The organism is Streptococcus sp. CCH5-D3, assembly GCF_001556435.1.
Lineage (GTDB): Bacteria > Bacillota > Bacilli > Lactobacillales > Streptococcaceae > Streptococcus.
The window spans coordinates 43,058-69,126 of sequence record NZ_LSIW01000037.1; the positions used below are offsets into that span (position 1 = coordinate 43,058).

General features: G+C 38.6%; 20 protein-coding genes, 2 pseudogenes and 1 other annotated feature. Of the genes and pseudogenes, 19 read left to right on the forward strand and 3 right to left on the reverse strand.

The annotated features are described in order from the left end of the window. Positions 1-3 precede the first annotated feature (3 nt). From AX662_RS01640 to ileS, 11 genes and pseudogenes are all read left to right on the forward strand, one after another. A complete protein-coding gene (locus AX662_RS01640; protein ID WP_060971434.1) occupies positions 4-1,074 on the forward strand; it encodes a UDP-N-acetylglucosamine--N-acetylmuramyl-(pentapeptide) pyrophosphoryl-undecaprenol N-acetylglucosamine transferase in 1,071 nt (356 codons plus the stop codon). Between the two features lie 9 nt (positions 1,075-1,083). Continuing rightward, the gene (locus tag AX662_RS01645; protein ID WP_060971435.1) at positions 1,084-2,226 is read left to right on the forward strand and encodes a cell division protein FtsQ/DivIB; all 1,143 of its coding nucleotides are present in this window, start codon (positions 1,084-1,086) and stop codon (positions 2,224-2,226) included. A gap of 126 nt (positions 2,227-2,352) precedes the next feature. Continuing rightward, positions 2,353-3,729: a cell division protein FtsA gene (ftsA, locus tag AX662_RS01650; protein ID WP_060971436.1), complete on the forward strand. Its 1,377-nt coding sequence runs from the start codon at positions 2,353-2,355 to the stop codon at positions 3,727-3,729. 28 nt (positions 3,730-3,757) lie between these two features. After that, positions 3,758-4,847, forward strand: a pseudogene (gene ftsZ, locus AX662_RS01655) (cell division protein FtsZ); the annotation flags it as partial. Between the two features lie 74 nt (positions 4,848-4,921). Continuing rightward, positions 4,922-5,080: pseudogene (locus AX662_RS11105) on the forward strand (cell division protein FtsZ); the annotation flags it as partial. Positions 5,081-5,082: 2 nt separating this feature from the next. After that, on the forward strand, positions 5,083-5,766 hold the full coding sequence (locus tag AX662_RS01660) for a YggS family pyridoxal phosphate-dependent enzyme (RefSeq protein ID WP_002890668.1): 684 nt from the start codon (positions 5,083-5,085) through the stop codon (positions 5,764-5,766). Positions 5,767-5,770: 4 nt separating this feature from the next. Continuing rightward, positions 5,771-6,370 carry a cell division protein SepF gene (locus AX662_RS01665; protein ID WP_060971438.1) on the forward strand — a complete coding sequence of 200 codons (600 nt, stop codon included), beginning with the start codon at positions 5,771-5,773 and terminating at the stop codon, positions 6,368-6,370. A gap of 3 nt (positions 6,371-6,373) precedes the next feature. Beyond that, positions 6,374-6,631 carry a YggT family protein gene (locus AX662_RS01670; RefSeq protein WP_002890670.1) on the forward strand — a complete coding sequence of 86 codons (258 nt, stop codon included), beginning with the start codon at positions 6,374-6,376 and terminating at the stop codon, positions 6,629-6,631. Further along, the gene (locus AX662_RS01675) at positions 6,631-7,434 is read left to right on the forward strand and encodes a YlmH family RNA-binding protein (protein ID WP_060971439.1); all 804 of its coding nucleotides are present in this window, start codon (positions 6,631-6,633) and stop codon (positions 7,432-7,434) included. Before AX662_RS01670 ends, AX662_RS01675 begins: the two co-directional genes overlap by 1 nt. Positions 7,435-7,486: 52 nt before the next feature. Further along, positions 7,487-8,362 carry a DivIVA domain-containing protein gene (locus AX662_RS01680; protein WP_060971440.1) on the forward strand — a complete coding sequence of 292 codons (876 nt, stop codon included), beginning with the start codon at positions 7,487-7,489 and terminating at the stop codon, positions 8,360-8,362. Continuing rightward, positions 8,349-8,561: a binding site (T-box leader), on the forward strand. Its footprint overlaps the gene before it by 14 nt. Positions 8,562-8,608: 47 nt before the next feature. Beyond that, positions 8,609-11,407, forward strand: coding sequence for an isoleucine--tRNA ligase (ileS, locus tag AX662_RS01685; RefSeq protein ID WP_060971441.1), 2,799 nt, complete (start codon positions 8,609-8,611; stop codon positions 11,405-11,407). Between the two features lie 91 nt (positions 11,408-11,498). Here the strand turns inward: ileS and nrdF are convergent, their stop codons facing one another. The 3 genes from nrdF to nrdH all read right to left on the reverse strand — a co-directional run bounded on the left by nrdF (position 11,499) and on the right by nrdH (position 15,094). Beyond that, a complete protein-coding gene (nrdF, locus tag AX662_RS01690) occupies positions 11,499-12,458 on the reverse strand; it encodes a class 1b ribonucleoside-diphosphate reductase subunit beta (protein ID WP_014633295.1) in 960 nt (319 codons plus the stop codon). A 157-nt stretch (positions 12,459-12,615) separates the two neighbouring features. Then, positions 12,616-14,775, reverse strand: a complete 2,160-nt coding sequence (nrdE, locus tag AX662_RS01695; protein ID WP_002890676.1) for a class 1b ribonucleoside-diphosphate reductase subunit alpha — start codon at positions 14,773-14,775, stop codon at positions 12,616-12,618. A gap of 94 nt (positions 14,776-14,869) precedes the next feature. After that, positions 14,870-15,094 (reverse strand): glutaredoxin-like protein NrdH, encoded by a 225-nt coding sequence (gene nrdH, locus AX662_RS01700; RefSeq protein ID WP_004182714.1) that lies wholly within the window; start codon positions 15,092-15,094, stop codon positions 14,870-14,872. A 333-nt stretch (positions 15,095-15,427) separates the two neighbouring features. Here nrdH and acnA point away from each other — a divergent pair, with 333 nt between their 5' ends. The 8 genes from acnA to AX662_RS01740 all read left to right on the forward strand — a co-directional run bounded on the left by acnA (position 15,428) and on the right by AX662_RS01740 (position 26,051). Next, entirely contained in the window at positions 15,428-18,091 is a 2,664-nt protein-coding gene (gene acnA / locus AX662_RS01705) for an aconitate hydratase AcnA (protein ID WP_060971442.1), read from the forward strand. Between the two features lies 1 nt (position 18,092). Next, positions 18,093-19,217, forward strand: a complete 1,125-nt coding sequence (locus AX662_RS01710) for a citrate synthase (protein ID WP_060971443.1) — start codon at positions 18,093-18,095, stop codon at positions 19,215-19,217. 13 nt (positions 19,218-19,230) lie between these two features. Then, positions 19,231-20,406: an NADP-dependent isocitrate dehydrogenase gene (icd, locus tag AX662_RS01715; protein WP_060971444.1), complete on the forward strand. Its 1,176-nt coding sequence runs from the start codon at positions 19,231-19,233 to the stop codon at positions 20,404-20,406. Between the two features lie 261 nt (positions 20,407-20,667). Next, positions 20,668-20,931 carry a phosphocarrier protein HPr gene (locus AX662_RS01720; RefSeq protein WP_002884015.1) on the forward strand — a complete coding sequence of 88 codons (264 nt, stop codon included), beginning with the start codon at positions 20,668-20,670 and terminating at the stop codon, positions 20,929-20,931. A gap of 4 nt (positions 20,932-20,935) precedes the next feature. Beyond that, positions 20,936-22,669, forward strand: a complete 1,734-nt coding sequence (gene ptsP, locus AX662_RS01725; protein WP_002890681.1) for a phosphoenolpyruvate--protein phosphotransferase — start codon at positions 20,936-20,938, stop codon at positions 22,667-22,669. Positions 22,670-22,887: 218 nt separating this feature from the next. Next, positions 22,888-24,321 carry an NADP-dependent glyceraldehyde-3-phosphate dehydrogenase gene (locus AX662_RS01730; RefSeq protein WP_060971445.1) on the forward strand — a complete coding sequence of 478 codons (1,434 nt, stop codon included), beginning with the start codon at positions 22,888-22,890 and terminating at the stop codon, positions 24,319-24,321. A 115-nt stretch (positions 24,322-24,436) separates the two neighbouring features. Further along, positions 24,437-25,264: an alpha/beta hydrolase gene (locus AX662_RS01735; protein ID WP_060971446.1), complete on the forward strand. Its 828-nt coding sequence runs from the start codon at positions 24,437-24,439 to the stop codon at positions 25,262-25,264. Between the two features lie 46 nt (positions 25,265-25,310). Continuing rightward, complete coding sequence (locus AX662_RS01740; RefSeq protein ID WP_002884014.1) at positions 25,311-26,051, forward strand: esterase family protein; 741 nt, start codon at positions 25,311-25,313, stop codon at positions 26,049-26,051. Positions 26,052-26,069: the final 18 nt, after the last annotated feature.

Consider the following 26,069-nt stretch of genomic DNA (forward strand, 5'->3'; position numbering starts at 1 on the left):
GCTATGGCAAAAGCGAAAAAAATTGTTTTTACCGGTGGTGGAACTGTTGGACATGTGACTTTAAATCTTATCTTAATTCCAAAATTTCTAAAAGATGGATGGGAAGTGCACTATATTGGTGATAAGCACGGAATTGAACACGAGCAAATTGATAAATCTGGCTTGGATGTGACATTCCATAGTATTGCTACAGGTAAACTACGTCGTTATTTCTCTTGGAAAAATATGTTAGATGTCTTTAAAGTTGGTTGGGGGATTCTACAGTCAATTGCAATTATTGCCAAGATTCGTCCTCAAGCACTCTTTTCAAAAGGTGGATTTGTCTCAGTGCCACCGGTAATTGCTTCTAAATTATTAGGGGTTCCTGTATATGTGCATGAGTCTGACCTCTCTATGGGCTTGGCCAATAAAATTGCCTACAAATTTGCGACTACTATGTTTACGACTTTTGAACAATCTAAAGGATTGGCGAAGACAAAACATGTAGGTGCTATTACAAAGGTAGGGATGGCAACGTCCAATCAGTCTGATGCTCTGGATAAGATTAAAGTACAGTTTGATGACAAGTTAAAAACTGTACTTTTCATAGGTGGATCAGCTGGTGCAAAGGTATTTAATGATTTTATTAGTAATACCCCACAACTGACTGAAAAATATAATGTCATTAATATTTCTGGGGACTCTTCATTGAATACCTTAGAACGTCATCTTTATAGAGTTGATTATGTGACAGATTTGTATCAACCTCTTATGGATGCGGCAGATTTAGTTGTCACTCGTGGTGGTTCAAATACGATTTTTGAATTGTTAGCTATGAAAAAACTTCATTTAATTATTCCTTTAGGGAAAGAAGCTAGCCGAGGAGACCAACTTGAAAATGCTGCCTATTTTGAACGAAAAGGTTACGCACGTCAATTACAGGAAGCAGAGTTAAGTTGGGAAACCTTAAATCATGAGCTTGAACAACTTGTTGAACATGCAGAGACTTACAAAGAAGCTATGGCTAAATCTGAGGAAATTACTTCTCCTGATGATTTTTATAACCTATTAGTGACTAGTATTTCAAAAAAATAAAGGAATTTCATGGCAAAAAAGGATCAAGAATCACAAGAAAAACAAGTTCTCACAGAGTGGCAGAAGAGAAACCTCGAATTTTTGAGAAAAAAAGAAACCGAAGATTCTGAAGAATTTGCGAATGGAAAGGTCGTTCATTCAGAAGGAGCGACTTCAAATGAGAGCCAACCACCAGTGAAAAAGAAGGTTAGAAAGAAAAAAAAGACCAAAAAGAAGAAACGAAAAAAAGGGAATACGAGTAGTAATATTCCAATTGCACAACAAAATCTTGCGGGACTAGTTATTTTTATCGCTGCAATCCTAATCGTATTTTCACTTTTCTTTATTTCACCTTGGTCAAAACAAAAGGTTCTCACTGTATCAGGAACAAAAAATGCTCTACCAGAAGATGTGAAAGTTGCAAGTGGAATTCTTGATACAGACTATATCACTCATGTCTTTTTCAACCAAGGAAAGGTTGCATCAACTGTTGAAAAAACCAATGTTTGGGTTAAAAAGGCTACAGTAACTTATAGTTTTCCAAATCAATTTAATATTGCAGTAAAAGAATACCCAATTGTTGCTTATCGTCAAACTACAAATGGTTATGTTTCTATTCTTGAAAGTGGTAAGACAGGAGGAACGGTTTCAACTAGCAATCTACCTGATAAATTCATCACTTTAAAGATGGATGACGAGAAGAAAATCGAAGATTTAGTAAAAGAATTAAATAAACTTGATTCAAAAATCAAGAATAATATTCAAATTATTAATCTTACGCCAACTAAAGCAACTTCAGATTTACTAACAATTGAGCTGTATGATGGCAATTCCATTCGTGTTCCTCTTTCTCAATTAACGGTTAAGCTCCCTTACTACGAGAAAATTAAGAGCCAACTTTCAGATGGAAGTATTGTTGATATGGAAGTTGGACTTTATACAACGACTCCTGAGGTTGAATCATCAAAAACTGATGGGGATAAAAAGAAAGACAAAGATAAGACTGATAAAAAGGATGAAAATACAACTTCTGAAGAAGATCAAGATACTACAACATCAACTGAACATCATTCTGAGGAAGAGTCTAATTCTGAAAATCCGGGTATTCAAGGACAAGAAAATCCAACTGTTGGTCAAGAAACAACTCTTCGTCCTTCCCCTGCTCAAGGTTAATATTGAATAATAAAAAACGTAAAATGCTGACATTTTACGTTTTTTTATGGTACAATAGTATCCGAATAATTCTGTTTTTATACAGTTTACAAAGATATTGAATGGAAAGATTGAGAGGTCGAGTGAATGGCTAGAGATGGCTTTTTTACAGGATTAGATATAGGAACTAGCTCGATTAAGGTTCTTGTTGCTGAGTTTATTGATGGATCAATGAATGTCATCGGGGTAAGTAATGTTAAGAGTTCTGGTGTGAAAGATGGCATCATTGTTGACATTGACGCTGCAGCGAAAACAATCAAAACAGCTATTGAACAAGCAGAGGAAAAAGCTGGGATTGTTATTGAGCAAGTGAACGTTGGGCTTCCAGCTAATCTTCTTCAAATTGAGCCTACACAAGGTATGATTCCTGTAACAAGTGAATCAAAAGAAATCAAAGATGAAGATGTTGAAAGTGTTGTTCGCTCAGCCTTGACAAAGAGCATTACACCTGAGCGTGAGGTTATCTCACTAGTTCCTGAAGAGTTTATTGTTGATGGCTTCCAAGGAATTCGTGATCCTCGTGGAATGATGGGGATTCGTCTTGAAATGAGAGGTCTCATTTATACAGGACCAACAACAATTCTTCACAACCTTCGTAAGACAGTTGAACGTGCTGGTATTCAAGTAGAGAATATTATCATCTCTCCTCTTGCAATGACACGTGCTGTTCTGAATGAAGGTGAACGTGAGTTTGGTGCTACTGTTATTGATATGGGTGGCGGTCAAACAACTGTTGCAAGCATGCGTGCTCAAGAACTTCAATTTACCAATATTTATTCTGAAGGTGGCGAGTACATCACTAAGGATATTTCAAAAGTTTTGAAGACTTCAATGCAGATTGCTGAAGCGCTTAAATTCAATTTTGGTAATGCAGATATTGAAGAAGCAAGCGAAACAGAAACTGTCCAAGTAGAGGTTGTAGGTGAGAATTCACCTGTTGAAATTACAGAAAAATATCTTGCTGAGATCATCTCAGCTCGTGTGAAGCATATCCTTGATAGAGTTAAACAAGACTTGACTCGAGGACGTCTACTTGATTTGCCTGGTGGCATTGTCCTTGTAGGTGGAACAGCTATCATGCCAGGTGTGGTTGAAGTTGCTCAAGAGATTTTTGAAACAAATGTTAAACTTTACGTGCCAAACCAAGTTGGTATCCGTAATCCAATGTTTGCAAATGTGATTAGTCTTGTTGAGTATGTTGGTCTTCTTACAGAAGTTGACATCATTGCGCAACAGGCTGTGTCTGGTGAAGAGTATCTACGTCGTAAACCAATCGACAATGAGGCTCCTTCCTTGAGTTTTGATAGAACTCCTGTTCCAGCACCTCGAGTGGCTCCTCAACCAAATCCTATTCCTGTTGAGAACACTATTGAGGTACCTCTGCCAGTTGAAGAAGAAAATCATGAACAAAAACAAAAACTTGGTGATCGTGTTCGTGGAATTTTCGGCAGTATGTTTGATTAATTGAATCTAGTAAAAGCGAGGAAATAAAATGAGTTTTTCATTTGATAGCGCATCAGTTCAAGGTGCGGTAATTAAAGTTATCGGTGTCGGTGGAGGTGGCGGAAACGCTATCAACCGAATGATTGAAGAAGGTCTTGCTGGTGTTGAATTTATTGCAGCTAATACTGATATTCAAGCACTCAGTTCTTCTAAAGCAGAAACAGTAATCCAATTGGGTCCTAAATTGACTCGTGGTCTTGGTGCCGGAGGTCAACCTGAAGTTGGTCGTAAGGCAGCTGAAGAAAGTGAAGAAACACTTACAGAAGCACTTACAGGAGCTGATATGGTCTTTATCACTGCTGGTATGGGTGGTGGCTCTGGTACAGGGGCAGCACCAGTTATTGCACGTATTGCGAAAAGTTTGGGTGCATTGACAGTTGCAGTTGTGACACGTCCATTTGGATTTGAAGGTAACAAACGTGGTGCCTTTGCTGTCGAAGGGATTCAAGAGTTGCGTGAGCAAGTTGATACCCTTCTTATTATCTCTAACAATAACCTTCTTGAAATCGTTGATAAGAAAACACCTCTTCTTGAAGCTCTTAGTGAAGCAGATAATGTTCTTCGTCAAGGGGTTCAAGGTATTACTGACCTTATCACTAACCCAGGTTTGATTAACCTCGACTTTGCCGATGTGAAAACAGTTATGGCCAATAAAGGTAATGCACTTATGGGTATCGGTATTGGGTCTGGTGAAGAACGTATTGTTGAAGCTGCACGCAAAGCAATCTATTCACCACTTCTTGAAACTACTATTGATGGTGCAGAAGATGTTATCGTTAACGTAACTGGTGGTCTTGATATGACGCTTACAGAAGCAGAAGAAGCTTCTGAAATTGTTGGTCAAGCAGCTGGTAACGGTGTTAACATTTGGCTTGGTACATCAATCGATGATACATTGAAAGATGAAATCCGTGTAACAGTTGTTGCAACTGGTGTTCGCAAAGATCGTGCTGAAAAAGTATCTGGTATCAAAGCTCAACCACGTAAAGTGACTACAGCTCCTTCACAATCATCAGCTCCTACTCAACAAGTTGTTCAAGAAGAACAACGTCCAGTCTCTCAACCTTCATTTGAACGTCAACCAAATTTTGACTATAATGAAACACCTTCAATGCCACAACCAGGAGTTCGTCCTGCAGCGGCAGCTCCTCAACAGGAGCAGTCAGCTTTTGGTAATTGGGATTTGAGACGTGATAATATTTCTCGTCCTGAAACTGGTCAACTAGATAGTCAATTGACTATGTCTACATTCTCAAGTGATGTCGAAGATGATGATGAATTGGAGACACCACCATTCTTTAAAAATCGTTAATAATGACTGTAGAAGAGAATAAAAATAATGTTTATCAAGCGGTAAAAGAAGCATGTGAAAAGGCTAATCGCTCTAGTGATGAAGTCAATATTATTGCCGTAACCAAATATGTTTCAAGTGATGTCGCTGAGGAATTGGTTCAAACGGGAATTAAGCACATTGCTGAAAATCGCGTTGATAAATTCTTAGATAAGTATCAAGCTTTAAAAAATTATGATTTGACTTGGCACCTTATTGGTACCTTGCAACGTCGTAAAGTAAAGGATGTTATTAATTTAGTTGATTATTTTCATGCTTTGGATTCTGTTAAATTAGCAGAGGAAATTCAAAAGCGTGCCGACCATACTATTAATTGCTTCCTACAAGTTAACGTTTCAGGGGAGGAATCAAAACATGGTTTTTCAGCTGAAGAACTTGATACTGTTCTAAAACAAATTGAAAATCTTGATAACATTTGTATAGTTGGACTAATGACTATGGCTCCAATTGATGCAGATGCTCAAGAACTTGATAAGATTTTTTCTGAGACAAATGAGCTTAGACAATCAATTCAAGAGAAAAAACTAAAGAATGTTCCTTGTGATCAGTTAAGCATGGGGATGAGTCGAGACTATGACATGGCTATTCAGAATGGATCAACCTTTGTCAGAATAGGCAGTGCATTCTTTAAAGAGAACGGAGAATAACCTTATGGCATTAAAAGACGCAATTGATAAAATTGTTTCATATTTTGATACCGACGAAGTAACAGATTATGAAGATGCTGCTAAAGAAGAGGCTAAAGAACGTCCAGTAAAAGCACGTCCAGTAAAAGCACAGAGATCTGTGCAGACACCACCTCCTCGTCAGCAACGTCAACCTGAGCGTTCTCAGGCAACAGTCCCTCCTCGTCGCCAACATGTTAATTCAGACTTACAGGAAACTCAAGTCCTTCGTAGTTTACCTCTGAGTCGTTCACAAGCAAATCAGGGACCACAACAAATGAATACAACTAAAACAACAATTGCAATTAAATATCCTAAAAAGTATGAAGATGCTCAGGAAATTGTAGAACTATTGATTGAAAATGAATGTGTTCTAATCGATTTTCAATATATGTTGGAAGCGCAAGCTCGTCGTTGTCTTGACTTTATTGATGGTGCTAGCAAGGTACTTACGGGCAACTTGCAAAAAGTTGGCTCTTCAATGTATTTGCTTACGCCAATTAATGTCGTAGTTGACATTGAAGAGATTGGTTTGGCTCACGGCAACCAAGAAGCTAATTTCGACTTCGACATGAAGAGACGTTAAGTGATGTCTGTATTACTTTATGTTATTTGGGCACGTGTTGTTAACGTGATAGAGATTCTTCTTGTAGTCTATGCTTTGTTATCCTGGTTTCCAGGAGCTTATGATACTAGCCTTGGAAGAATCATTAGACAAATTGTTCAACCGATTCTCGCACCATTTCGTCGCCTGAATTTAGCTTTTGCTGGTATTGATTTTTCAATAATCGTAATTGTACTTCTACTAAACTTTTCACTTAGAATTCTTAGATTTATTCTACTCTGATGTCAGATATTAAAAAAATTGAACAGCATTACTCGTTAGATGAACGGCCTTTTCTAGAGAAGGTTAGGGGATTTTGTCATTTAGTTGATGAGAGGTACAGTCCTTACTTAACTGATTTCTTGAATCCTCGTGAAATTCAGATTGTTGAAGAGTTGGCTCATTATTACAATTTAAAATTTTTTGTGAGTTCAACTCTTGAATCTGAAGAGTATGGAAGAGTGATACTTGCTCCCGAATATTACGAGCTTGAAGAAGATGACTTTGAAATTAAACGATTAGAAATCTTATATGCGAGACAGTTCAATAAATTGACACACCCAAAAGTTTTGGGAGCGCTGCTTAATCAGCTTGGTCTTGATCGTCAAGTATTTGGAGATATTATTCTTGATGAAGAAGGACGCGTTCAATTTTACATTGCTTCTCATTTAGCAAGTTATGCGATAATGACTATTACTAAGATTGGTAATGTTTCGGTTACTCTAAAAGAAGTAAGTAAAGACGATTGGATTTCAAATCAAGAAAAGTACTCAAAAACTTTTGTCTTACTTTCCAGTATGCGTCTTGATAATGTGTTGTCGACGGTATTAAACTTATCTCGTTCTAACGCCTTAAAACTTATTGCTTCAGGAAAAGTAAAATTAAATTATAGACAAGTTGAGAAGGCTGATCAGGCAGTTATTATTGGTGATATGATTTCGATTAGAGGTTATGGTCGATTTCGACTAGCTCAACAAGACGGATTTTCAAAGTCCGGGAAAGCTAAAATCGTTATTGAAAGTCTGTTAAGACGGAGAAAAAAGTAGTTATTTAATTTAAACCATTAAATATGGTAATGAAAAATAAAGGAGGCCTGTAATGGCTATTACAGCACTTGATATTAAAGATAAACAGTTTACAACTAAATTTCGTGGATATAATGAGCAAGAAGTTGATGAATTTCTTGATATTATTGTAGACGATTATGAAGATTTAGTTCGTGACAATCGTGAACTTGCTGCTCGTGTAAAAGAGCTTGAAGAAAAATTGGCTTATTTTGATGAAATGAAAGAATCATTGAGTCAATCAGTTATTTTGGCTCAAGAAACAGCAGAAAAAGTTAAAGCTTCAGCGGCTGACGAATCAGCTAACTTAATTAATAAGGCTAACTTCAATGCTACTCATTTGGTTGAAGAAGCTAAATCTAAGGCATCTGAAATTCTTCGTGATGCAACAGATGAAGCCAAACGTGTTGCCATCGAAACAGAAGAACTTAAACGTCAAAGTCGTGTCTTCCACCAACGCCTATTGGCTGCAGTTGAAGGTCAGCTTAGCTTAGCAAGTGCTCCAGAATGGGGTGAATTGTTGCAACCAACAGCTATTTATCTTCAAAATTCAGATGCTGCCTTTAAAGAAGTTGTTGAAAAAGTTTTGGATGAGCATGTACCTGATTCAAATGATGCAGCTTCATTTGATGCAACTCGTCAATTCACTCCTGATGAAATGGCTGAACTTCAACGTCGCGTTGCTGAAAGTAATAAGCAAGTTGAAGATTTCTCTAGTCCAGAAGTTGATGAAGCAAACGAAGTTGTTTCAACTCCAGTTGAGTTTGGTATTCCAGACACTTTCGAGAGCGAAGTGGCAGATTTCCCAACTTCAGCACCAGTAGATGAAGATTTTGATTTGCAACCTGAGACAACAGGTGAAATTAATCTAAACGAAACACAAACGTTTAAATTGAATATTAGCGAATAAGAAAAATACAACTTACCAAGTATATTAACAGCGAGTGGGAGATGGTGTGAGTCCTACATTCCCTATTTGGATAGTTATCATTTTCAAGCATTCTAACTGAAATAAGTAAGTTAGAAGGATGGTCCTCCTTACGGACATATGAGGGAGCAAATTCTTTTTGCTCTGAATTAAGGTGGTACCACGAGCTTTCGTCCTTTTTGATGAAGGCTCTTTTTATTTAGTAAATTAAATTAAAGAGGAGATATAATGAAACTCAAAGAAACTTTAAATCTAGGTAAGACAGCCTTTCCAATGCGAGCTGGACTTCCTAACAAAGAACCAATCTGGCAAAAAGAGTGGGAAGAAGCCAAGATGTATCAACGTCGTCAAGAGTTGAACCAAGGTAAACCTCACTTCACTCTTCATGATGGTCCTCCTTATGCCAATGGTAATATTCACGTTGGTCATGCGATGAATAAAATTTCTAAGGATATCATTGTGCGTTCAAAATCAATGTCTGGTTTCTATGCTCCTTACGTTCCTGGTTGGGATACGCATGGTCTTCCAATTGAACAAGTGTTGGCAAAACAAGGTGTGAAACGTAAAGAACTTGATCGTGCTGACTATCTTAAGATGTGTCGCGATTATGCACTTTCACAAGTTGACAAACAACGTGAAGATTTCAAACGTCTTGGTGTTTCGGCTGATTGGGATAACCCATATGTTACTTTGACACCAGATTATGAAGCAGCTCAGATTCGTGTCTTTGGTGAGATGGCTAAAAAAGGTTACATCTATCAAGGTGCAAAACCAGTTTATTGGTCATGGTCATCAGAATCAGCGCTTGCTGAAGCCGAAATCGAGTACCATGATTTGGTTTCAACTTCACTTTACTATGCCAATAAGGTTAAGGATGGTAAAGGAGTACTAGACACAGATACATATATCGTAGTTTGGACAACAACACCATTTACAGTAACAGCTTCACGTGGTTTGACTGTTGGTGCTGATATCGAATACGTTCTCGTAAAACCTGCCGGAGAAGACCGCAAATTTGTTGTTGCTTCTGAATTACTTAATAGTCTTTCTGAGAAATTCGGTTGGACAGATGTGGAAGTACTTCAATCATACCGTGGTGAAGAATTAAATCAAATCGTTACAGAACACCCTTGGGACACTGAAGTGGATGAACTTGTAATTCTTGGTGATCATGTTACAACAGACTCTGGTACAGGTATCGTCCATACGGCTCCCGGTTTTGGTGAGGATGACTATAATGTAGGTGTTGCTAATGGTCTTGAGGTTGCCGTAACCGTTAATGAGCGTGGTATCATGATGGAGAATGCTGGACCTGATTTTGAAGGTCAGTTCTACGATAAAGTGGCTCCAATTGTTATGGAAAAACTCGGCGATTTACTCCTTGCCAAAGAAGAAATCTCACACTCATACCCATTCGACTGGCGTACGAAGAAACCAATCATCTGGCGTGCAGTACCACAATGGTTTGCATCTGTTTCTAAATTCCGTCAAGAGATTCTGGATGAGATTGAAAAAGTTAAATTCCATTCTGAGTGGGGTAAAGTTCGTCTCTACAACATGATTCGTGACCGTGGTGACTGGGTAATCTCTCGTCAGCGTGCTTGGGGTGTGCCACTCCCAATCTTCTATGCTGAAGATAAAACACCAATCATGACTGAAGAAACTATCGAACATGTGGCTAAACTTTTCGAAGAACACGGTTCAGTTATTTGGTGGGAACGTGATGCCAAAGATCTTCTTCCAGAAGGTTTTACACATCCTGGCTCACCAAACGGCGAGTTTACTAAAGAAACTGACATTATGGACGTATGGTTTGACTCAGGCTCATCATGGAACGGTGTTGTTGTTAACCGTCCTGAGTTAACTTATCCAGCTGACCTCTATCTCGAAGGTTCAGACCAATACCGTGGTTGGTTCAATTCATCACTCATCACATCTGTTGCCAATAATGGTGTTGCACCATATAAACAACTCTTGTCTCAAGGTTTTGCGCTTGATGGTAAGGGTGAGAAGATGTCTAAATCGCTTGGTAACACAATTGCTCCTAGTGATGTTGAGAAACAATTTGGTGCTGAAATTCTTCGTCTTTGGGTAACAAGTGTTGATACAACTAATGACGTTCGTATCTCAATGGATATCCTTAGTCAAGTATCAGAATCTTATCGTAAGATTCGTAACACACTCCGTTTCTTGATTGCCAATACTTCTGACTTCAATCCAACAACTGATGCAGTAGCCTTTGAAGACTTGCGTTCTGTAGATCAGTACATGACTATTCGATTTAACCAATTGGTTAAGACTATTCGTGATGCCTATGCAAACTTTGAGTTCTTGACTATCTACAAAGCCTTGGTTAACTTTATTAACGTTGAGTTGTCTGCATTCTATCTTGATTTTGCCAAAGATGTGGTTTATATTGAGAGTGCGGAATCACTTGAACGTCGTCAAATGCAAACAGTCTTCTACGATATTCTTGTCAAGATTACAAAACTATTGACACCAATCCTCCCTCACACTGCAGAAGAAATTTGGTCATATCTTGAATTTGAAACAGAAGACTATGTTCAATTGTCAGAGTTGCCAGAAGCAGAAGATTTTGTGGGTCAAGATGCACTTCTTGAAAGATGGAATGCCTTCATGGATTTCCGTGGCCAAGCTCAAAAAGCTTTGGAAGAAGCTCGTAATGAAAAAGTTATTGGTAAATCGCTTGAAGCTCATTTGACTATCTATCCTGATGATGAAGTCAAAGAACTTATTGAAGGTTTGAACACTAACCTTGCTCAACTTTTGATTGTTTCAGCATTGACTATTGCTGAAGGAGAAGCACCTGAATCTGCTGTAAGCTTTGAAGGCGTGGCATTCACAGTAGAACGTGCTACAGGTGATGTCTGTGACCGTTGTCGTCGTATCGATCCAACTACTAAAGAACGTAGCTACAACGCGACTATCTGTGATCACTGTGCTAGCATTGTTGAAGAAAACTTTGCTGAAGGTGTAGCAGAAGGTTTTGAAGTAAAAGCAAAATAAAACAAAAAGAGTTCAATTTGAACTCTTTTTCTATTTGTTTTTCGAATATAGTATAGAACACAATAAAAAAACTAGCTCAGCTAGTTTTTTCTTATAGTCCGTAGTTATAATCATCGTCTTGCATGGCTTCGACAGTTCCTAGAAGGTAACCATTACCAACTTGAGAGAAGAAGTCGTGGTTAGATGTTCCTGTAGAAATACCATTCATAACGATTGGGTTAACATCGTTCGCACTATCTGGGAAGAGTGGATCTTGTCCCAGGTTCATAAGAGCCTTGTTGGCGTTGTAACGAAGGAAAGTCATAACTTCCTCAGTCCATCCAACACCGTCATAAAGAGATTTAGTGTAGAGTTCTTCATTTTCATACAATTGATAGAGGAGATCATACATCCATTCACGGAAACTTTCTTGCTCTTCTTCAGGCAATTCGTTAAATCCAAGTTGGAATTTATAGCCAATATAGGTTCCGTGAACAGATTCGTCACGGATAATGAGCTTGATAATTTCAGCGACGTTAGCTAGCTTGTTATTACCAAGATAATAGAGTGGAGTGAAGAACCCTGAATAGAAAAGGAAAGTTTCAAGATATGTTGAAGCAACCTTTTTCTGAAGAGGCGTTCCATTTTCATAGATATCGTTAATGATTTTCGCCTTGGTTTGGAGGTATTCGTTACTGTTAGTCCACTCGAAAATTTCTTCAATTTCAGATTTAGTATTCAAAGTTGAGAAGATTGAAGAGTAAGATTTGGCGTGAACAGACTCCATGAACTGAATGTTGTTCAATACAGCTTCTTCATGAGGTGTACGGACGTCTGCACGAATGGCTTCAACACCCGTTTGAGATTGCATGGTATCTAGCAATGTTAAACCACCGAAAACTTTTCCAACCAAATCTTTTTCTTCAGCGGAAAGTTTACGCCAGTCATCAAGGTCATTTGAAAGTGGGATACGTGTATCTAGCCAAAATTGCTCGGTCAATTTTTCCCAGGTAGATTTATCAATCGCATCTTCGATTTCATTCCAGTTAATGGCTTTGTAGTAAGTTTCCATTAGAAACCTCTTTCTTTATTGATATCGTTACTATTTTATCATAATTCAAAATCATGATATAGTTTTTTGAGTTGATCTATTAAAAAAGTCGGCGAACCGACCTTTTAATGCATTTTGTAAATAAGAGTAGTGAAGTTGCTATCGTTAAATCACTATCTTAAATGACACAGCTTTCACATTGGTTAGAACCAACCTCTTCCCCATCATCTGTATAAGTACGGATGTAGTAGATTGATTTAATTCCTTTGTTAAAGGCGTAGTTACGAAGGATAGAAAGGTCACGAGTTGTTTGTTTATTTTCTGTTTTCCATTCGTAAATTTCTTTTGGTAACTCACTACGTAAGAATAGGGTTAATGACAAACCTTGATCAACGTGTTCAGTCGCAGCGGCATAGACGTCGATAACTTTACGCATATCCATGTCGTAGGCTGAAGTGTAGAAAGGAATTGTGTCTGTTGAAAGACCGTTGGCCGGATAGTAAATTTTTCCAATTTTCTTTTCTTGACGTTCTTCAATACGTTGTGTGATTGGATGGATAGAAGCAGAACAGTCATTAATATAAGAGATTGAGCCATTTGGTGCAACAGCCAAACGGTTTTGATGGTAGAGTCCATCTTTCTTAACGAGTTCACGTAGTTCTTCCCAATCTTTGGCTTGTGGGATGAAGTGACCATCGAAAAGTTCTTTGATACGGTCTGATTTAGGAACGTATTGGCCTGTAACGTATTTATCAAAGTAAGAACCATCAGCATATTTTGATTTTTCAAAACCGACAAAGGTTTCTTGACGTTCGCGGGCAATATTGTTAGATTCAACCAAAGTCCAGTAGTTCATAAGCATGAAGTAGATATTAGTGAATTCAACAGATTCGGGGCTACCATACTCGATATGGTGTTTAGCAAGGTAAGAGTGAAGCCCCATAGCTCCTAAACCAAAGGTATGAGCTTGTTGGTTACCATTTTTGATGGATGGTACAGCATCAATACTTGAACTATCTGTAACAAAGGTAAGTGCACGTGTCATAGCCTTAATCGAACGTCCGAAGTCAGGAGATGTCATCATGTTAAGGATATTAGTTGATCCAAGGTTACATGAAATATCTGTACCGAGTTTGACAAACTCTTGTGCATCGTTAAGTTCACTTGGTGTTTGAACTTGGAGAATTTCAGAACAGAGGTTGGACATGACAATCTTACCATCAATTGGGTTGTGTCGATTGGCTGTATCAACATTGACAATATATGGATAACCTGATTCTTGTTGGAGTTTAGAAATTTCAGTTTCTAGCTCACGTGCATTAATCTTGGTTTTTGTAATATTGGGATTGGCAACCAACTCATCATACATAGCTGTAATATCAATGTAGTTATATGGTTTACCATACTCTTTTTCGACTGAGTATGGGCTGAAGAGGTACATATCTTCATTATTACGTGCCAACTCGTAGAATTTATCTGGAACTGTAACACCAAGTGACAGTGTCTTAACACGCACCTTTTCATCAGCATTCTCTTTCTTAGTAGAAAGGAAGGCAAGGATATCTGGGTGGAAAACATCCAGGTAAACAACACCAGCACCTTGACGTTGGCCAAGTTGGTTTGAGTAAGAGAAGCTATCTTCGAAAAGCTTCATAACAGGTACGACACCAGAGGCTGCCCCAGCATAACCTTTGATAGGAGCACCAGCTTCACGTAGGTTAGATAGGCTAATACCTACCCCACCACCAATACGTGATAACTGGAGGGCCGAGTTGATAGAACGTCCGATAGAATTCATGTCATCCGTTACTTGAATAAGGAAACATGACACGAGTTCACCACGACGGCTACGTCCAGCATTTAGAAATGAAGGAGTAGCAGGCTGGTAACGTTGGTGAATCATTTCGTTAGCTAGGTCGCTAGCTAGGTTTTCATCACCATCAGCAAAGTAAAGGGCGTTGAAAAGAACGCGATCTTCAATACTTTCGAGGTAAGACTCGCCATCGTTTGTTTTGAGGGCATATTGTTGGTAGAACTTGTAGGCTGCCATGAAAGATTGGAAGCGGAATTTTTGAGAATGAATTTCTGCAGACAACTTTTCGATGAAAGCAGGTTCGTATTTACCGATGAATTCAGACTCGATATAATCGTTCTCAATCAAATAATTAATTTTATCTGTGATGCTGTTGAATGCCATTGAATTTGGCTTAACGTTTTCAAGGAAGAAGGCACGAAGTGCTTCTTTGTCCTTATGCAAAGGAATTTGACCGTTAACAGGACGGTTAATTTCGTTGTTGAGGCGGAAGTATGAGACATCGCCAAGATTTTTTAAAGACATAATACAGATACCAGGCTTACTTAGTTTAATAGTATATTAAGGTTAAAACATTATACTAAGCAGACAAGTTCCTTTCTATTTAAAAACTTGATAATTAAAGGATTTCTTTAAGTTTAGTCGGTTGAAAACCTGAAAAGACGATATCGCCTGCTTCAATAACTGGAGCAGCAGTGAAACCAAGACTTTTTACGTAATCGATTTTCTCTGGTTGTTCATCAATGTTGATTTCTTCGAAATCAGCACCTTCCTTTTCCAAGAATTTTTTAGTCATTTTACACTGCATGCAGTTGTTTTTAGAAAACAATGTAATCTTTGCCATTGCAAATACTCCTTTGTAAAAAGATTTTAAGTGGCCAAGAGAGCCACTTTTTTAACTCTAATAGAATACCCAAAATATTGGGAAAAATCAAGCTAAATATCTTAAGGAAATACAATATTTTGTGTTTAGTATTGAAACACAACCCTATATCTTGTGTTTCAAAGGCTTTTTTAAGTTCTCTAAATTAAATAGAATTTGTTTATGAAAATGGCTAAAAAAGAAACATCTCACCATAAATGTTATATAATGTAACATCAAAATGCCGATTCTATTTGTTTTTTCAAAAATAACAGTGTAGAATAAAGAAAATTTTTAACTAATGGAGGTTCAAGTATGCAAGAATACTGTTCAAATCTAACTGTAAATGGTAAAACATTCTCTTTCTATGATCTCGAAAAAGCAGCAAAATCTCATGATGTTAAGGTCGGAGAACTACCTTATAGCATTCGAATACTACTTGAAAGTCTCCTTCGAAAAAAAGATGGTGTCGATGTTAAGGAATCTCACATTTCTAATCTAATAAAATTTCCGAATTTTCCAACAGTTTCTGAAGTACCTTTTAAACCAAGTCGTGTTATCTTACAGGATTTTACAGGGGTTCCTGTTGTTGTTGATTTAGCTTCCATGCGTGATGCTATAGTGGCTAATGGTGGTAAAGCCGAATTTATTAATCCCGAGATTCCAGTAGATTTGGTCATCGATCACTCTGTCCAAGTTGATTCATATGGATGTGATACTGCTCTTGAAGATAATATCAATCTAGAGTTTAAACGTAATAACGAGCGCTATGAGTTTCTTAAGTGGGCCGAACAGTCTTTTGAAAATTACCGTGCTGTTCCACCAGCAACAGGTATTATTCATCAGGTTAATATTGAATTTTTGAGTGATGTCATTATTGAAAATGATGGGCTCCTATATCCTGACTCTATGTTTGGTACAGATAGTCACACGACTATGATTAATGGTATTGGCGTTCTTGGTTGGGGTGTTGGTGGAATTGAAGCTGAAGCAGCTATGCTAGGTGAAGCGTCTTATTTCCCAATTCCAGAGGTTATTGGTGTACATCTGACAGGAGAGCTGCCTAAAACTGCCACAGCAACAGATTTGGCTCTCAAGATTACTCAGGTGCTTCGTTCTGAAAATGTGGTTGGTAAATTTGTTGAGTATTTTGGACCTGGCTTGAAGAGTTTATCTCTAGCTGACCGTGCTACTGTCGCTAATATGGCACCGGAATATGGTGCGACTTGTGGTTATTTTCCTATTGATGACGAGACTCTTAACTACATGCGTTTAACTAATCGTGATGAGGAACATATCCAAGTCACTGAAGCCTATACAAAAGCCAATCATCTTTTCTATGATCCAAGTAAAGAAGCCAAGTATACTAAGATTGTTGAAGTCGATTTGTCATCTATTAAACCTTCTATCTCAGGTCCTAAACGTCCACAAGATTTGATTCTATTATCTGATGCTAAGCAAGAATTTCAAGATGCAGTGGTACGTGAAGCAGGTGTCCGTGGTTTCGGTTTGAATAATGAAGAGTTAGCAAAAACTGCAAAAGTTGATTTTGAGGATCATTCAGAAACAATTCAAACGGGTCATGTTGCCATTGCAGCAATCACATCATGTACCAATACCTCTAATCCGTACGTTCTTATGGCAGCCGGTCTTTTAGCCAAAAAAGCGGTTGAGAAAGGATTAAAAGTATCTCCAACGGTGAAGACATCTTTGGCACCGGGTTCTAAGGTTGTTACTGGTTATCTCAAAGCTTCAGGCTTGCAAACCTATCTAGATAAGCTTGGCTTTAACTTGGTAGGTTATGGTTGCACAACTTGTATTGGTAACTCAGGAGATTTACGTCCTGAAGTGGCTAAGGCTATTGTAGACAATGATCTCCTAGCGAGTGCTGTGTTGTCAGGAAATCGTAATTTTGAAGGGCGTATTAATCCACTTGTTAAAGCGAATTTCTTGGCTAGTCCACCATTGGTTGTTGCTTATGCCTTGGCTGGTAACACAAATATTGATTTGACAACTGAGCCTCTAGGCTTTGACGACAATGGTCAAGCTGTTTATTTAGAGGAGATTATGCCATCTCGTGATGACATTGAGACTTATGTTGATAAATACGTCACCCGTCAACTCTTCCAAGATGAATATGCCAGTGTCTTTTCTGATAGCGAGAAGTGGAATGCCATTCCTACTGAACAAAGTCAAAATTATAAATGGAATCAAAACTCTACCTATATTCAAAACCCACCTTACTTTGATGCTTTAGGAGATGATTTGAGTATTAAACCATTGAATGATTTGAAGGTTTTGGCTAAATTTGGAGATACGGTTACAACAGACCATATTTCTCCAGCGGGTAATATTGCCAGAAATAGTCCAGCAGCTCGTTATTTGACTGAGAATGGTGTTGATTATCAAGAATTTAATTCTTATGGTAGCCGTCGTGGAAATCACGAAGTCATGATGCGAGGAACTTTTGCTAATATTCGTATAAAGAATGAGTTAGCAGATGGAAAAATTGGTGGATATACTAAATATGATGGTGATATTCTACCTATATATGATGCTGCTATGAAATATAAAGAAGCTAATCAAGATACGCTTGTAATTGCTGGTAAGGATTATGGTATGGGCTCTAGTCGTGACTGGGCTGCTAAAGGTGCAAATCTCCTTGGGGTAAAAGTAGTGCTTGCTGAGAGTTTTGAGCGTATTCACCGTTCAAATCTAGTTATGATGGGAATTTTACCAGTACAATTTATGGAAGGGGAAAATGCTGAAAGTCTTGGATTGACAGGACATGAGACCTTTAGCTTTGATCTTTCAGAAAATCCAGGTGTCCATGATGTTATCACTGTTACAGCTTCAACACCTGAACAAACCAAAACCTTTAAAGCCTTGGTACGCTTCGATGCAGATGCTGATATTCGCTACTATAAAAATGGTGGTATCTTACCAATGGTTGTAAGAAAAAAATTGAAGGGAGCCTAATATGACAACAGTTGAAATTAATGGACTTAAGGATATGATTGCCTGTAATACTAGGATTTCATCTATTATTGATGACCATTTATCCTATGCAGGATATGATATTTCCGAGTTTATGGAAAATAAAGCGTCTTTTGAGGAAGTGATTTATCTCTTATGGAATGGTCATCTTCCTACGCAAATGGAACTCAAGTATTTTGAAGCTGAGTTGCGTAAGAACTATGACATTTCAGATGCTGTAGAACAATGCATTCTTATCCAATCCCGTCCACATTTGCACCCAATGAGTGTTTTACGTTCAACAGTTTCACTTCTTGGGGTATACAATGTGGATGCTGAGGAGAGATCCATGGAAGCCGTTTATCAGCAAAGTATTGAATTGATGGCTAAATTGCCAACAATTATTACGACTTTTGCACGCTTACGCACTGGTAAAATGCCCCTCAAACCAAGAGAAGATTTAGGTTTTGCTGCTAATTTTCTTTACATGCTGAATGGTGTTGAACCTTCTGAAATTGAAGTTGAGGCTATGAATAAGGCCTTAATTCTACATGCTGATCATGAGTTGAATGCTTCAACTTTTGCAGCGCGTGTTTGTGCTTCGACTCTGACAGATATTTATTCTTGTGTTACAACAGCTATTGGTGCTCTAAAAGGCCCCCTGCATGGTGGGGCTAATGAACGCGTCTTTGATATGCTTAAAGAAATCCGCGAATCAGGTGATGTTTATGCTTACTTGCAGGAAAAACTTGACTCTAAAGAGAAAATCATGGGATTTGGGCACCGTGTATACAAGAAACAGGATCCTCGTGAAATTTTCTTAAGAGATATGGCTAAAAAGTTGACAGAGGGTACCGAGAATGAAGAATTCTTTAATATGTCTCAAGAAATTGAAGAGTTCATGAAAGATAAGAAGGGATTAATTCCCAATGTAGACTTCTATTCAGCCACCGTATACCATACTCTAGGAATTGACAGCGATATCTTCACACTTATCTTTGCAATGAGTCGTGTTGCCGGCTGGATTGCTCATATTCAAGAGCAGCAAAAAAATAACAAATTGATTCGTCCTCGCTCACAGTATATTGGACAAGAAAATATGACCTATATTCCTTTAGAAAAACGCTAGGGAGGAAAGCTATATGGCAGAAAAAATCGTAATGACAAATGGACAGCTTCAAGTTTCTGATAGTCCAATTATCCCTTTTATTGAAGGGGATGGTGTTGGACATGATATCTGGAAGAATGCCCAAGCAATCTTTGATAAAGCAGTAGAAGTAGCCTATGAAGGAAAGCGTCATATTGAGTGGCAAGAGCTCCTAGCTGGTAAGAAGGCTTATGATAAAACAGGAGAATGGTTGCCGAAAAAAACATTGGAGACTATTCGAGAAAGTTTAGTTGCTATTAAGGGTCCGCTTGAGACGCCAGTAGGTGGAGGGATTCGTTCTTTAAATGTAGCTTTACGTCAAGAACTTGATCTCTACGCTTGTGTTAGACCGGTTCGTTACTTTGAAGGAGTAGCAAGTCCTCTTAAGGAACCAGAAAAAACGAATATTACTATTTTTCGTGAAAATACTGAAGATATTTATGCGGGAATTGAATGGGAAGCAGGAACAACAGATGTTAAGCGCGTGATTGAGTTTCTCCAGACAGAAATGAATGTTAGTAAAATTCGCTTCCCAGAATCAAGTAGTATCGGAATCAAGCCAATTTCAATAGAAGGAAGTAAACGTCTCATTCGCTCGGCTATCGACTATGCTCTCAAGAACAATCTAAAAAAAGTGACCTTAGTTCATAAGGGGAATATTCAAAAATTTACAGAAGGTGGCTTCCGTAAATGGGGTTATGAATTGGCTCAGGAAGAATATAAAGAAGAATTGCTGGCTGGTCGTTTAGAGATTAATGATATAATCGCGGATAACTTTTTACAACAGATTCTTTTAAATCCAGAAAAATTTGATGTTGTTGCCTTAACCAACTTGAATGGTGATTATGCCAGTGACGCCTTAGCTGCACAAGTTGGTGGTATCGGCATCTCCCCTGGAGCCAACATTAACTATCAAACAGGCCATGCTATTTTTGAAGCAACACATGGAACAGCTCCGGATATCGCGGATCAAGATAAGGCTAATCCTTGCTCAGTTCTATTATCTGGCTGCATGCTTCTAGATTATATTGGTTGGACTGAGGCAGCTCAACTGATTACAAGTGCTATTGAAAAGACATTTAAAGCTGATATCTTTACAGCTGACTTGGCATTTGGGAAGCAAGCTTATTCAACGAGTGCCTTTAGCAATCAAATTCTTTCAATTATGTGATTGTTTTTGCTCGAAAATGAAAATTAACGATTGAAAACACCGTGAAAGAAATTTTCTGAAAATGTTGTAAATAACTAGAGACTAGTATTTGCTTATGATTTAAAAAATGAAAATGAGCAGTAAAATGAGAGACAGGCTTTTGAAAAACTTGTAGAAAGTACGTTTTAACCTTGATAATCTCAATTAGCTATGTTATAATTCTAAATTGTAAGGGTTATCATTGATAACTCAAATATTCCAAACTAAGAAGGAGAATCCATTATGGCTTCTAAAGATTTCCACATTGTTGCAGAAACAGGTATCCACGCACGTCCAGCTACTTTGCTTGTTCAAACAGCTAGCAAATTTGCTTCAGATATCACTCTTGACTACAAAGGTAAAGCAGTTAACCTTAAATCAATCATGGGTGTTATGAGCCTTGGTGTTGGTCAAGGTGCTGACGTAACTATCTCTGCAGAAGGTGCTGATGCTGATGATGCAATCGCAGCAATCGCAGAAACAATGACAAAAGAAGGATTGGCATAAGAATATGACAGAAATGCTAAAAGGAATCGCAGCATCTGATGGTGTTGCAGTTGCTAAGGCATATCTGCTTGTTCAACCGGACTTGTCATTTGAAACTGTAACAGTTGAAGATACAAGTGCAGAAGAGGCTCGTCTAGATGCTGCTCTAGCGGCGTCACAAGACGAGCTTTCTGTTATCCGTGAAAAAGCAGTTGAAAGCCTTGGTGAAGAAGCGGCAGCCGTTTTTGACGCTCACTTGATGGTTCTTGCTGACCCAGAAATGACTGGTCAAATTAAAGAAACTATCCGTGCTAAACAAGTTAATGCTGAAGCTGCTTTGACAGAAGTAACAGACATGTTTATCGCTATTTTTGAAGGTATGGAAGACAACCCATACATGCAAGAACGTGCAGCGGATATTCGTGACGTTACAAAACGTGTGCTTGCTAACTTGCTTGGTAAGAAATTGCCTAACCCAGCAACAATCAACGAAGAATCAATCGTTGTTGCTCATGACTTGACACCATCTGATACAGCTCAGTTGAACAAAAAGTACGTAAAAGCCTTTGTTACTAACATTGGTGGACGTACAAGTCACTCAGCTATCATGGCGCGTACACTTGAAATCGCAGCCGTTCTTGGAACAAATAACATCACAGAACTTGTCAAAGATGGTGATGTTTTGGCTGTTTCAGGTATTACTGGTGAAGTTGTTATCAACCCAACTGAAGAGCAAATTGCTGAGTTCAAAGCAGCTGGTGAAGCTTACGCTAAACAAAAAGCTGAATGGGCTCTCCTTAAAGATGCTCAAACAGTTACTGCTGATGGAAAACATTTCGAATTGGCTGCTAACATCGGTACACCTAAAGACGTTGAAGGTGTAAATGATAACGGTGCAGAAGCTGTTGGTCTCTATCGTACAGAATTCTTGTATATGGATTCTCAAGACTTCCCAACTGAAGATGACCAATATGAAGCTTACAAAGCAGTTCTTGAAGGTATGAACGGTAAACCTGTTGTCGTTCGTACAATGGATATCGGTGGGGATAAAGAACTCCCTTACTTCGATCTTCCTAAAGAAATGAACCCATTCTTGGGTTACCGTGCTTTGCGTATTTCTATCTCTGAAACTGGTAATCAAATGTTCCGTACACAATTGCGTGCATTGCTTCGTGCATCTGTTCACGGTAAATTGCGTATCATGTTCCCAATGGTTGCTTTGTTGACTGAGTTCCGTACTGCTAAAGGTATTCTTGAAGAAGAAAAAGCTAAATTGGTTGCTGAAGGTGTTGCCGTTGCAGACGATATCGAAGTAGGTATCATGATTGAAATCCCAGCTGCAGCTATGCTTGCTGACCAATTTGCTAAGGAAGTTGATTTCTTCTCAATCGGTACAAACGACCTTATCCAATACACAATGGCTGCTGACCGTATGAACGAACAAGTTTCATACCTTTACCAACCGTATAACCCATCAATCCTTCGTTTGATTAACAATGTTATCAAAGCGGCTCATGCTGAAGGTAAATGGGCTGGTATGTGTGGTGAAATGGCCGGTGACCAAACTGCTGTTCCACTTCTTGTTGGAATGGGCTTGGATGAGTTCTCAATGTCAGCGACATCTGTTCTTCGTACACGTAGCTTGATGAAGAAACTTGACACAGCTAAAATGGAAGAATACGCTAACCGTGCTCTTACTGAATGTGCAACAATGGAAGAAGTTCTTGAACTTTCAAAAGAATACGTTAACGTAGACTAATCATAAAAAGTGGAGGCTTAGGCTTTCACTTTTTTTATATCTAAACGGAGACAAAAAAATTGACTCATTCTTTAGTTAGGAGTAGAATACGGCTAACCTAGGTTAACAATTTTAACTATTTTTTGTCAAAATTTTCTGAATAATTCTCGTTTAAATCTTGGAATATTTCTAAAAAAATGATAAAATAGGTCTTATAATAGATAAAAGGAGTTACTATCTTGGCTAAACAATACAAAAACTATGTCAATGGTGAGTGGAAAACATCTGAAAACGAAATTACTATTTACGCACCTGCAAACGGTGAGGAACTTGGATCAGTTCCAGCGATGAGCCAAGCTGAAGTAGACGAAGTCTACGCAGCAGCTAAAGCAGCACTCCCAGCATGGCGTGCGCTTTCATATGCTGAACGTGCAGCTTACCTTCATAAAGCAGCAGATATCTTGGAACGTGATGCAGAAAAAATCGGTCAAGTTCTTTCTAAAGAAATCTCTAAAGGTTTGAAATCTGCAATCGGTGAAGTTGTTCGTACTGCTGAAATCATCCACTATGCAGCTGAAGAAGGTTTGCGTTTGGAAGGTGAAGTACTTGAAGGTGGTGCCTTTGACGCTGGTAGCAAGAAAAAAATTGCTGTTGTTCGTCGCGAACCAGTAGGTCTTGTACTTGCTATCTCTCCATTTAACTACCCAGTAAACTTGGCTGGTTCTAAAATTGCTCCTGCCTTGATTGCTGGTGACGTTGTTGCCTTCAAACCACCAACACAAGGTTCTATCTCAGGTCTTCTTTTGGTTGAAGCATTTGTTGAAGCTGGTATCCCTGCAGGTGTCTTGAACTCTATCACAGGTCGTGGTTCTGTTATCGGTGACTACATTGTTGAGCACAAAGCAGTTGATTTCATCAACTTTACAGGTTCAACACCAGTTGGTGAAAATATCGGTCGTTTGGCAGCTATGCGTCCAATCATGCTTGAACTTGGTGGTAAAGATGCCGCTATCGTTCTTGAAGATGCTGATCTTGACTTGACTGCTAAAAACATTGTTGCTGGTGCCTTTGACTATTCAGGTCAACGTTGTACAGCTATCAAACGTGTCCTTGTAATGGATAGCGTTGCAGATGAATTGGTAGAAAAAGTAACTGCTTTGGTAGGTAATATCACTGTTGGTATGCCTGAAGAAAGCGCAAGCGTTACACCACTTATCGATACAAAAGCTGCTGACTTCGTTCAAGGTTTGATTGATGATGCAGTTGAACAAGGTGCTACTGCTAAAACTGAATTGAAACGTGAAGGTAACCTTATCTACCCAGCAGTCTTTGACCATGTAACAACTGATATGCGTCTTGCTTGGGAAGAACCATTTGGTCCTGTATTGCCATTCATCCGTGTATCTTCAGTTGAAGAAGCAATCAAGATTTCTAACGAATCTGAATTTGGACTTCAAGGTGCTGTCTTCACACAAGACTACCCACGTGCATTTGCAGTTGCTGAACAACTTGAAGTTGGTACAGTTCACATTAACAACAAAACACAACGTGGTACAGACAACTTCCCATTCCTTGGTGTTAAAGGATCTGGTGCCGGAACTCAAGGTGTGAAATACTCTATCGAAGCTATGACTCGTGTGAAATCAACAGTATTTGATATCGCAAACTACTAAGAGTGTAGCTATTCAATCATTAAAAAAGTGTAAAGGGTCCCAATAATAGGGGCTCTTTTTCTTTTAAAATATGGTATAATAGAACTAAATTTCGAATATAGAGAGTTTTCTGACAATGAATAAATCTTATTTTTACTTGGTTATGAAGACGCATGAGTTAGAGGTACCATACACTGGTCAACTTCGTCGTGTGCGTGTTCTTCTACCTAAGAACTATGAAACGGATACAGATCGTTCTTACCCTGTCGTGTATTTCCATGATGGTCAGAATGTTCTTTATAGTAAGGAGTCGTTTTCTGGCTATTCTTGGAAGATTATCTCAACAATCAAGCGTAATCCTGATATTTCGCGCATGATTGTTGTAGCCATTGATAATGATGGTCCTGGCCGTATGAATGAGTATTCTGCGTGGAAGTACCAAGAATCTAATATCCCTGGTGTCCAGTTCGGAGGTAAGGGTGTAGAGTATGCAGAGTTTGTCATGGATGTGGTTAAACCCTTTATTGATAAGGAATATCGTACCCTCTCTGACCGTCAGCACACAGCTATGATTGGTTCATCTCTCGGTGGTAATATCACTCAGTTTATGGGGCTTGATTATAAGGAGCAGATTGGTTGTCTTGGGGTATTTTCTTCAGCTAACTGGTTGCATCAGGATGCTTTTGATTGTTACATGTCGCGTCAAAAGCTCGATTCAGATCAACGTGTCTACATATATGTAGGAACTGAGGAGGCTGATGATACTGACAAGACCTTGATGGCTGGTAATATTAAGCAGGCTTATATAGACTCTTCATTGAGCTATTATCATGATTTGATTGCTCGTGGGGTTGATTTGGAAAATATCAAGATTCACATTCAATCTGGTGCTGAACACAATGAAGAAGCTTGGGCCGAGAATTTACCAGACTGTCTTCGCTTTTTCGCTGAAAAATGGGACTAGTCTTTATTAACGCAAATTAATTTAATTTAGGAAAAGGAATATAAATATGAATATCGAACATCTTAGCCACTGGAGTGGTCAACTTAACCGTGAAATGTATGTTAACCGTTACGGGCACGCTGGTATCCCTGTTGTGGTTTTTGCCTCATCAGGTGGTAGCCATAACGAATATTATGACTTTGGTATGATTGATGCTTGTGCACGTTTTATCGAAGAAGGACGCGTACAATTCTTTACGCTTTCAAGTGTGGACAGTGAAAGCTGGCTTTGTGATTGGAAAAATCCACACGATCGTGCTGAAATGCACCGTGCCTATGAACGCTATGTTATTGAAGAAGCTATTCCATTTATCAAACACAAAACTGGTTGGTTTGATCCAATGATGACAACAGGTTGTTCAATGGGTGCTTACCATGCACTTAACTTCTTCTTGCAACACCCTGATGTTTTCAATAAAGTGGTAGCCCTCAGTGGTGTCTACGATGCCCGTTTCTTTGTGGGTGAGTTTGGAGGGGATGAAGCTATTTACCAAAATTCCCCATCAGATTATATCTGGAACCAAAATGATGGTTGGTTTATCGATCGCTACCGTCAAGCTGAGATCATCGTATGTACAGGTCTTGGTGCTTGGGAACAAGATGGTCTTCCATCTTACTATAAACTCAAGGAAGCCTTTGAACAAAAGAATATTCCAGCTTGGTTCTCTGAGTGGGGTCATGATGTCGCTCACGATTGGGAATGGTGGCGTAAACAAATGCCTTATTTCCTTGACAATATGAACCTATAATTTCTTTGTCCATCCCAT

Coding starts and splice junctions, on each gene's coding strand:
- AX662_RS01640 (WP_060971434.1), top strand. CDS start 4: ATGGCAAAAGCGAAAAAAATTGTTTTTACCGGTGGTGGAACTGTTGGA.
- AX662_RS01645 (WP_060971435.1), top strand. CDS start 1,084: ATGGCAAAAAAGGATCAAGAATCACAAGAAAAACAAGTTCTCACAGAG.
- ftsA (WP_060971436.1), top strand. CDS start 2,353: ATGGCTAGAGATGGCTTTTTTACAGGATTAGATATAGGAACTAGCTCG.
- AX662_RS01660 (WP_002890668.1), top strand. CDS start 5,083: ATGACTGTAGAAGAGAATAAAAATAATGTTTATCAAGCGGTAAAAGAA.
- AX662_RS01665 (WP_060971438.1), top strand. CDS start 5,771: ATGGCATTAAAAGACGCAATTGATAAAATTGTTTCATATTTTGATACC.
- AX662_RS01670 (WP_002890670.1), top strand. CDS start 6,374: ATGTCTGTATTACTTTATGTTATTTGGGCACGTGTTGTTAACGTGATA.
- AX662_RS01675 (WP_060971439.1), top strand. CDS start 6,631: ATGTCAGATATTAAAAAAATTGAACAGCATTACTCGTTAGATGAACGG.
- AX662_RS01680 (WP_060971440.1), top strand. CDS start 7,487: ATGGCTATTACAGCACTTGATATTAAAGATAAACAGTTTACAACTAAA.
- ileS (WP_060971441.1), top strand. CDS start 8,609: ATGAAACTCAAAGAAACTTTAAATCTAGGTAAGACAGCCTTTCCAATG.
- nrdF (WP_014633295.1), bottom strand. CDS start 12,458: ATGGAAACTTACTACAAAGCCATTAACTGGAATGAAATCGAAGATGCG.
- nrdE (WP_002890676.1), bottom strand. CDS start 14,775: ATGTCTTTAAAAAATCTTGGCGATGTCTCATACTTCCGCCTCAACAAC.
- nrdH (WP_004182714.1), bottom strand. CDS start 15,094: ATGGCAAAGATTACATTGTTTTCTAAAAACAACTGCATGCAGTGTAAA.
- acnA (WP_060971442.1), top strand. CDS start 15,428: ATGCAAGAATACTGTTCAAATCTAACTGTAAATGGTAAAACATTCTCT.
- AX662_RS01710 (WP_060971443.1), top strand. CDS start 18,093: ATGACAACAGTTGAAATTAATGGACTTAAGGATATGATTGCCTGTAAT.
- icd (WP_060971444.1), top strand. CDS start 19,231: ATGGCAGAAAAAATCGTAATGACAAATGGACAGCTTCAAGTTTCTGAT.
- AX662_RS01720 (WP_002884015.1), top strand. CDS start 20,668: ATGGCTTCTAAAGATTTCCACATTGTTGCAGAAACAGGTATCCACGCA.
- ptsP (WP_002890681.1), top strand. CDS start 20,936: ATGACAGAAATGCTAAAAGGAATCGCAGCATCTGATGGTGTTGCAGTT.
- AX662_RS01735 (WP_060971446.1), top strand. CDS start 24,437: ATGAATAAATCTTATTTTTACTTGGTTATGAAGACGCATGAGTTAGAG.
- AX662_RS01740 (WP_002884014.1), top strand. CDS start 25,311: ATGAATATCGAACATCTTAGCCACTGGAGTGGTCAACTTAACCGTGAA.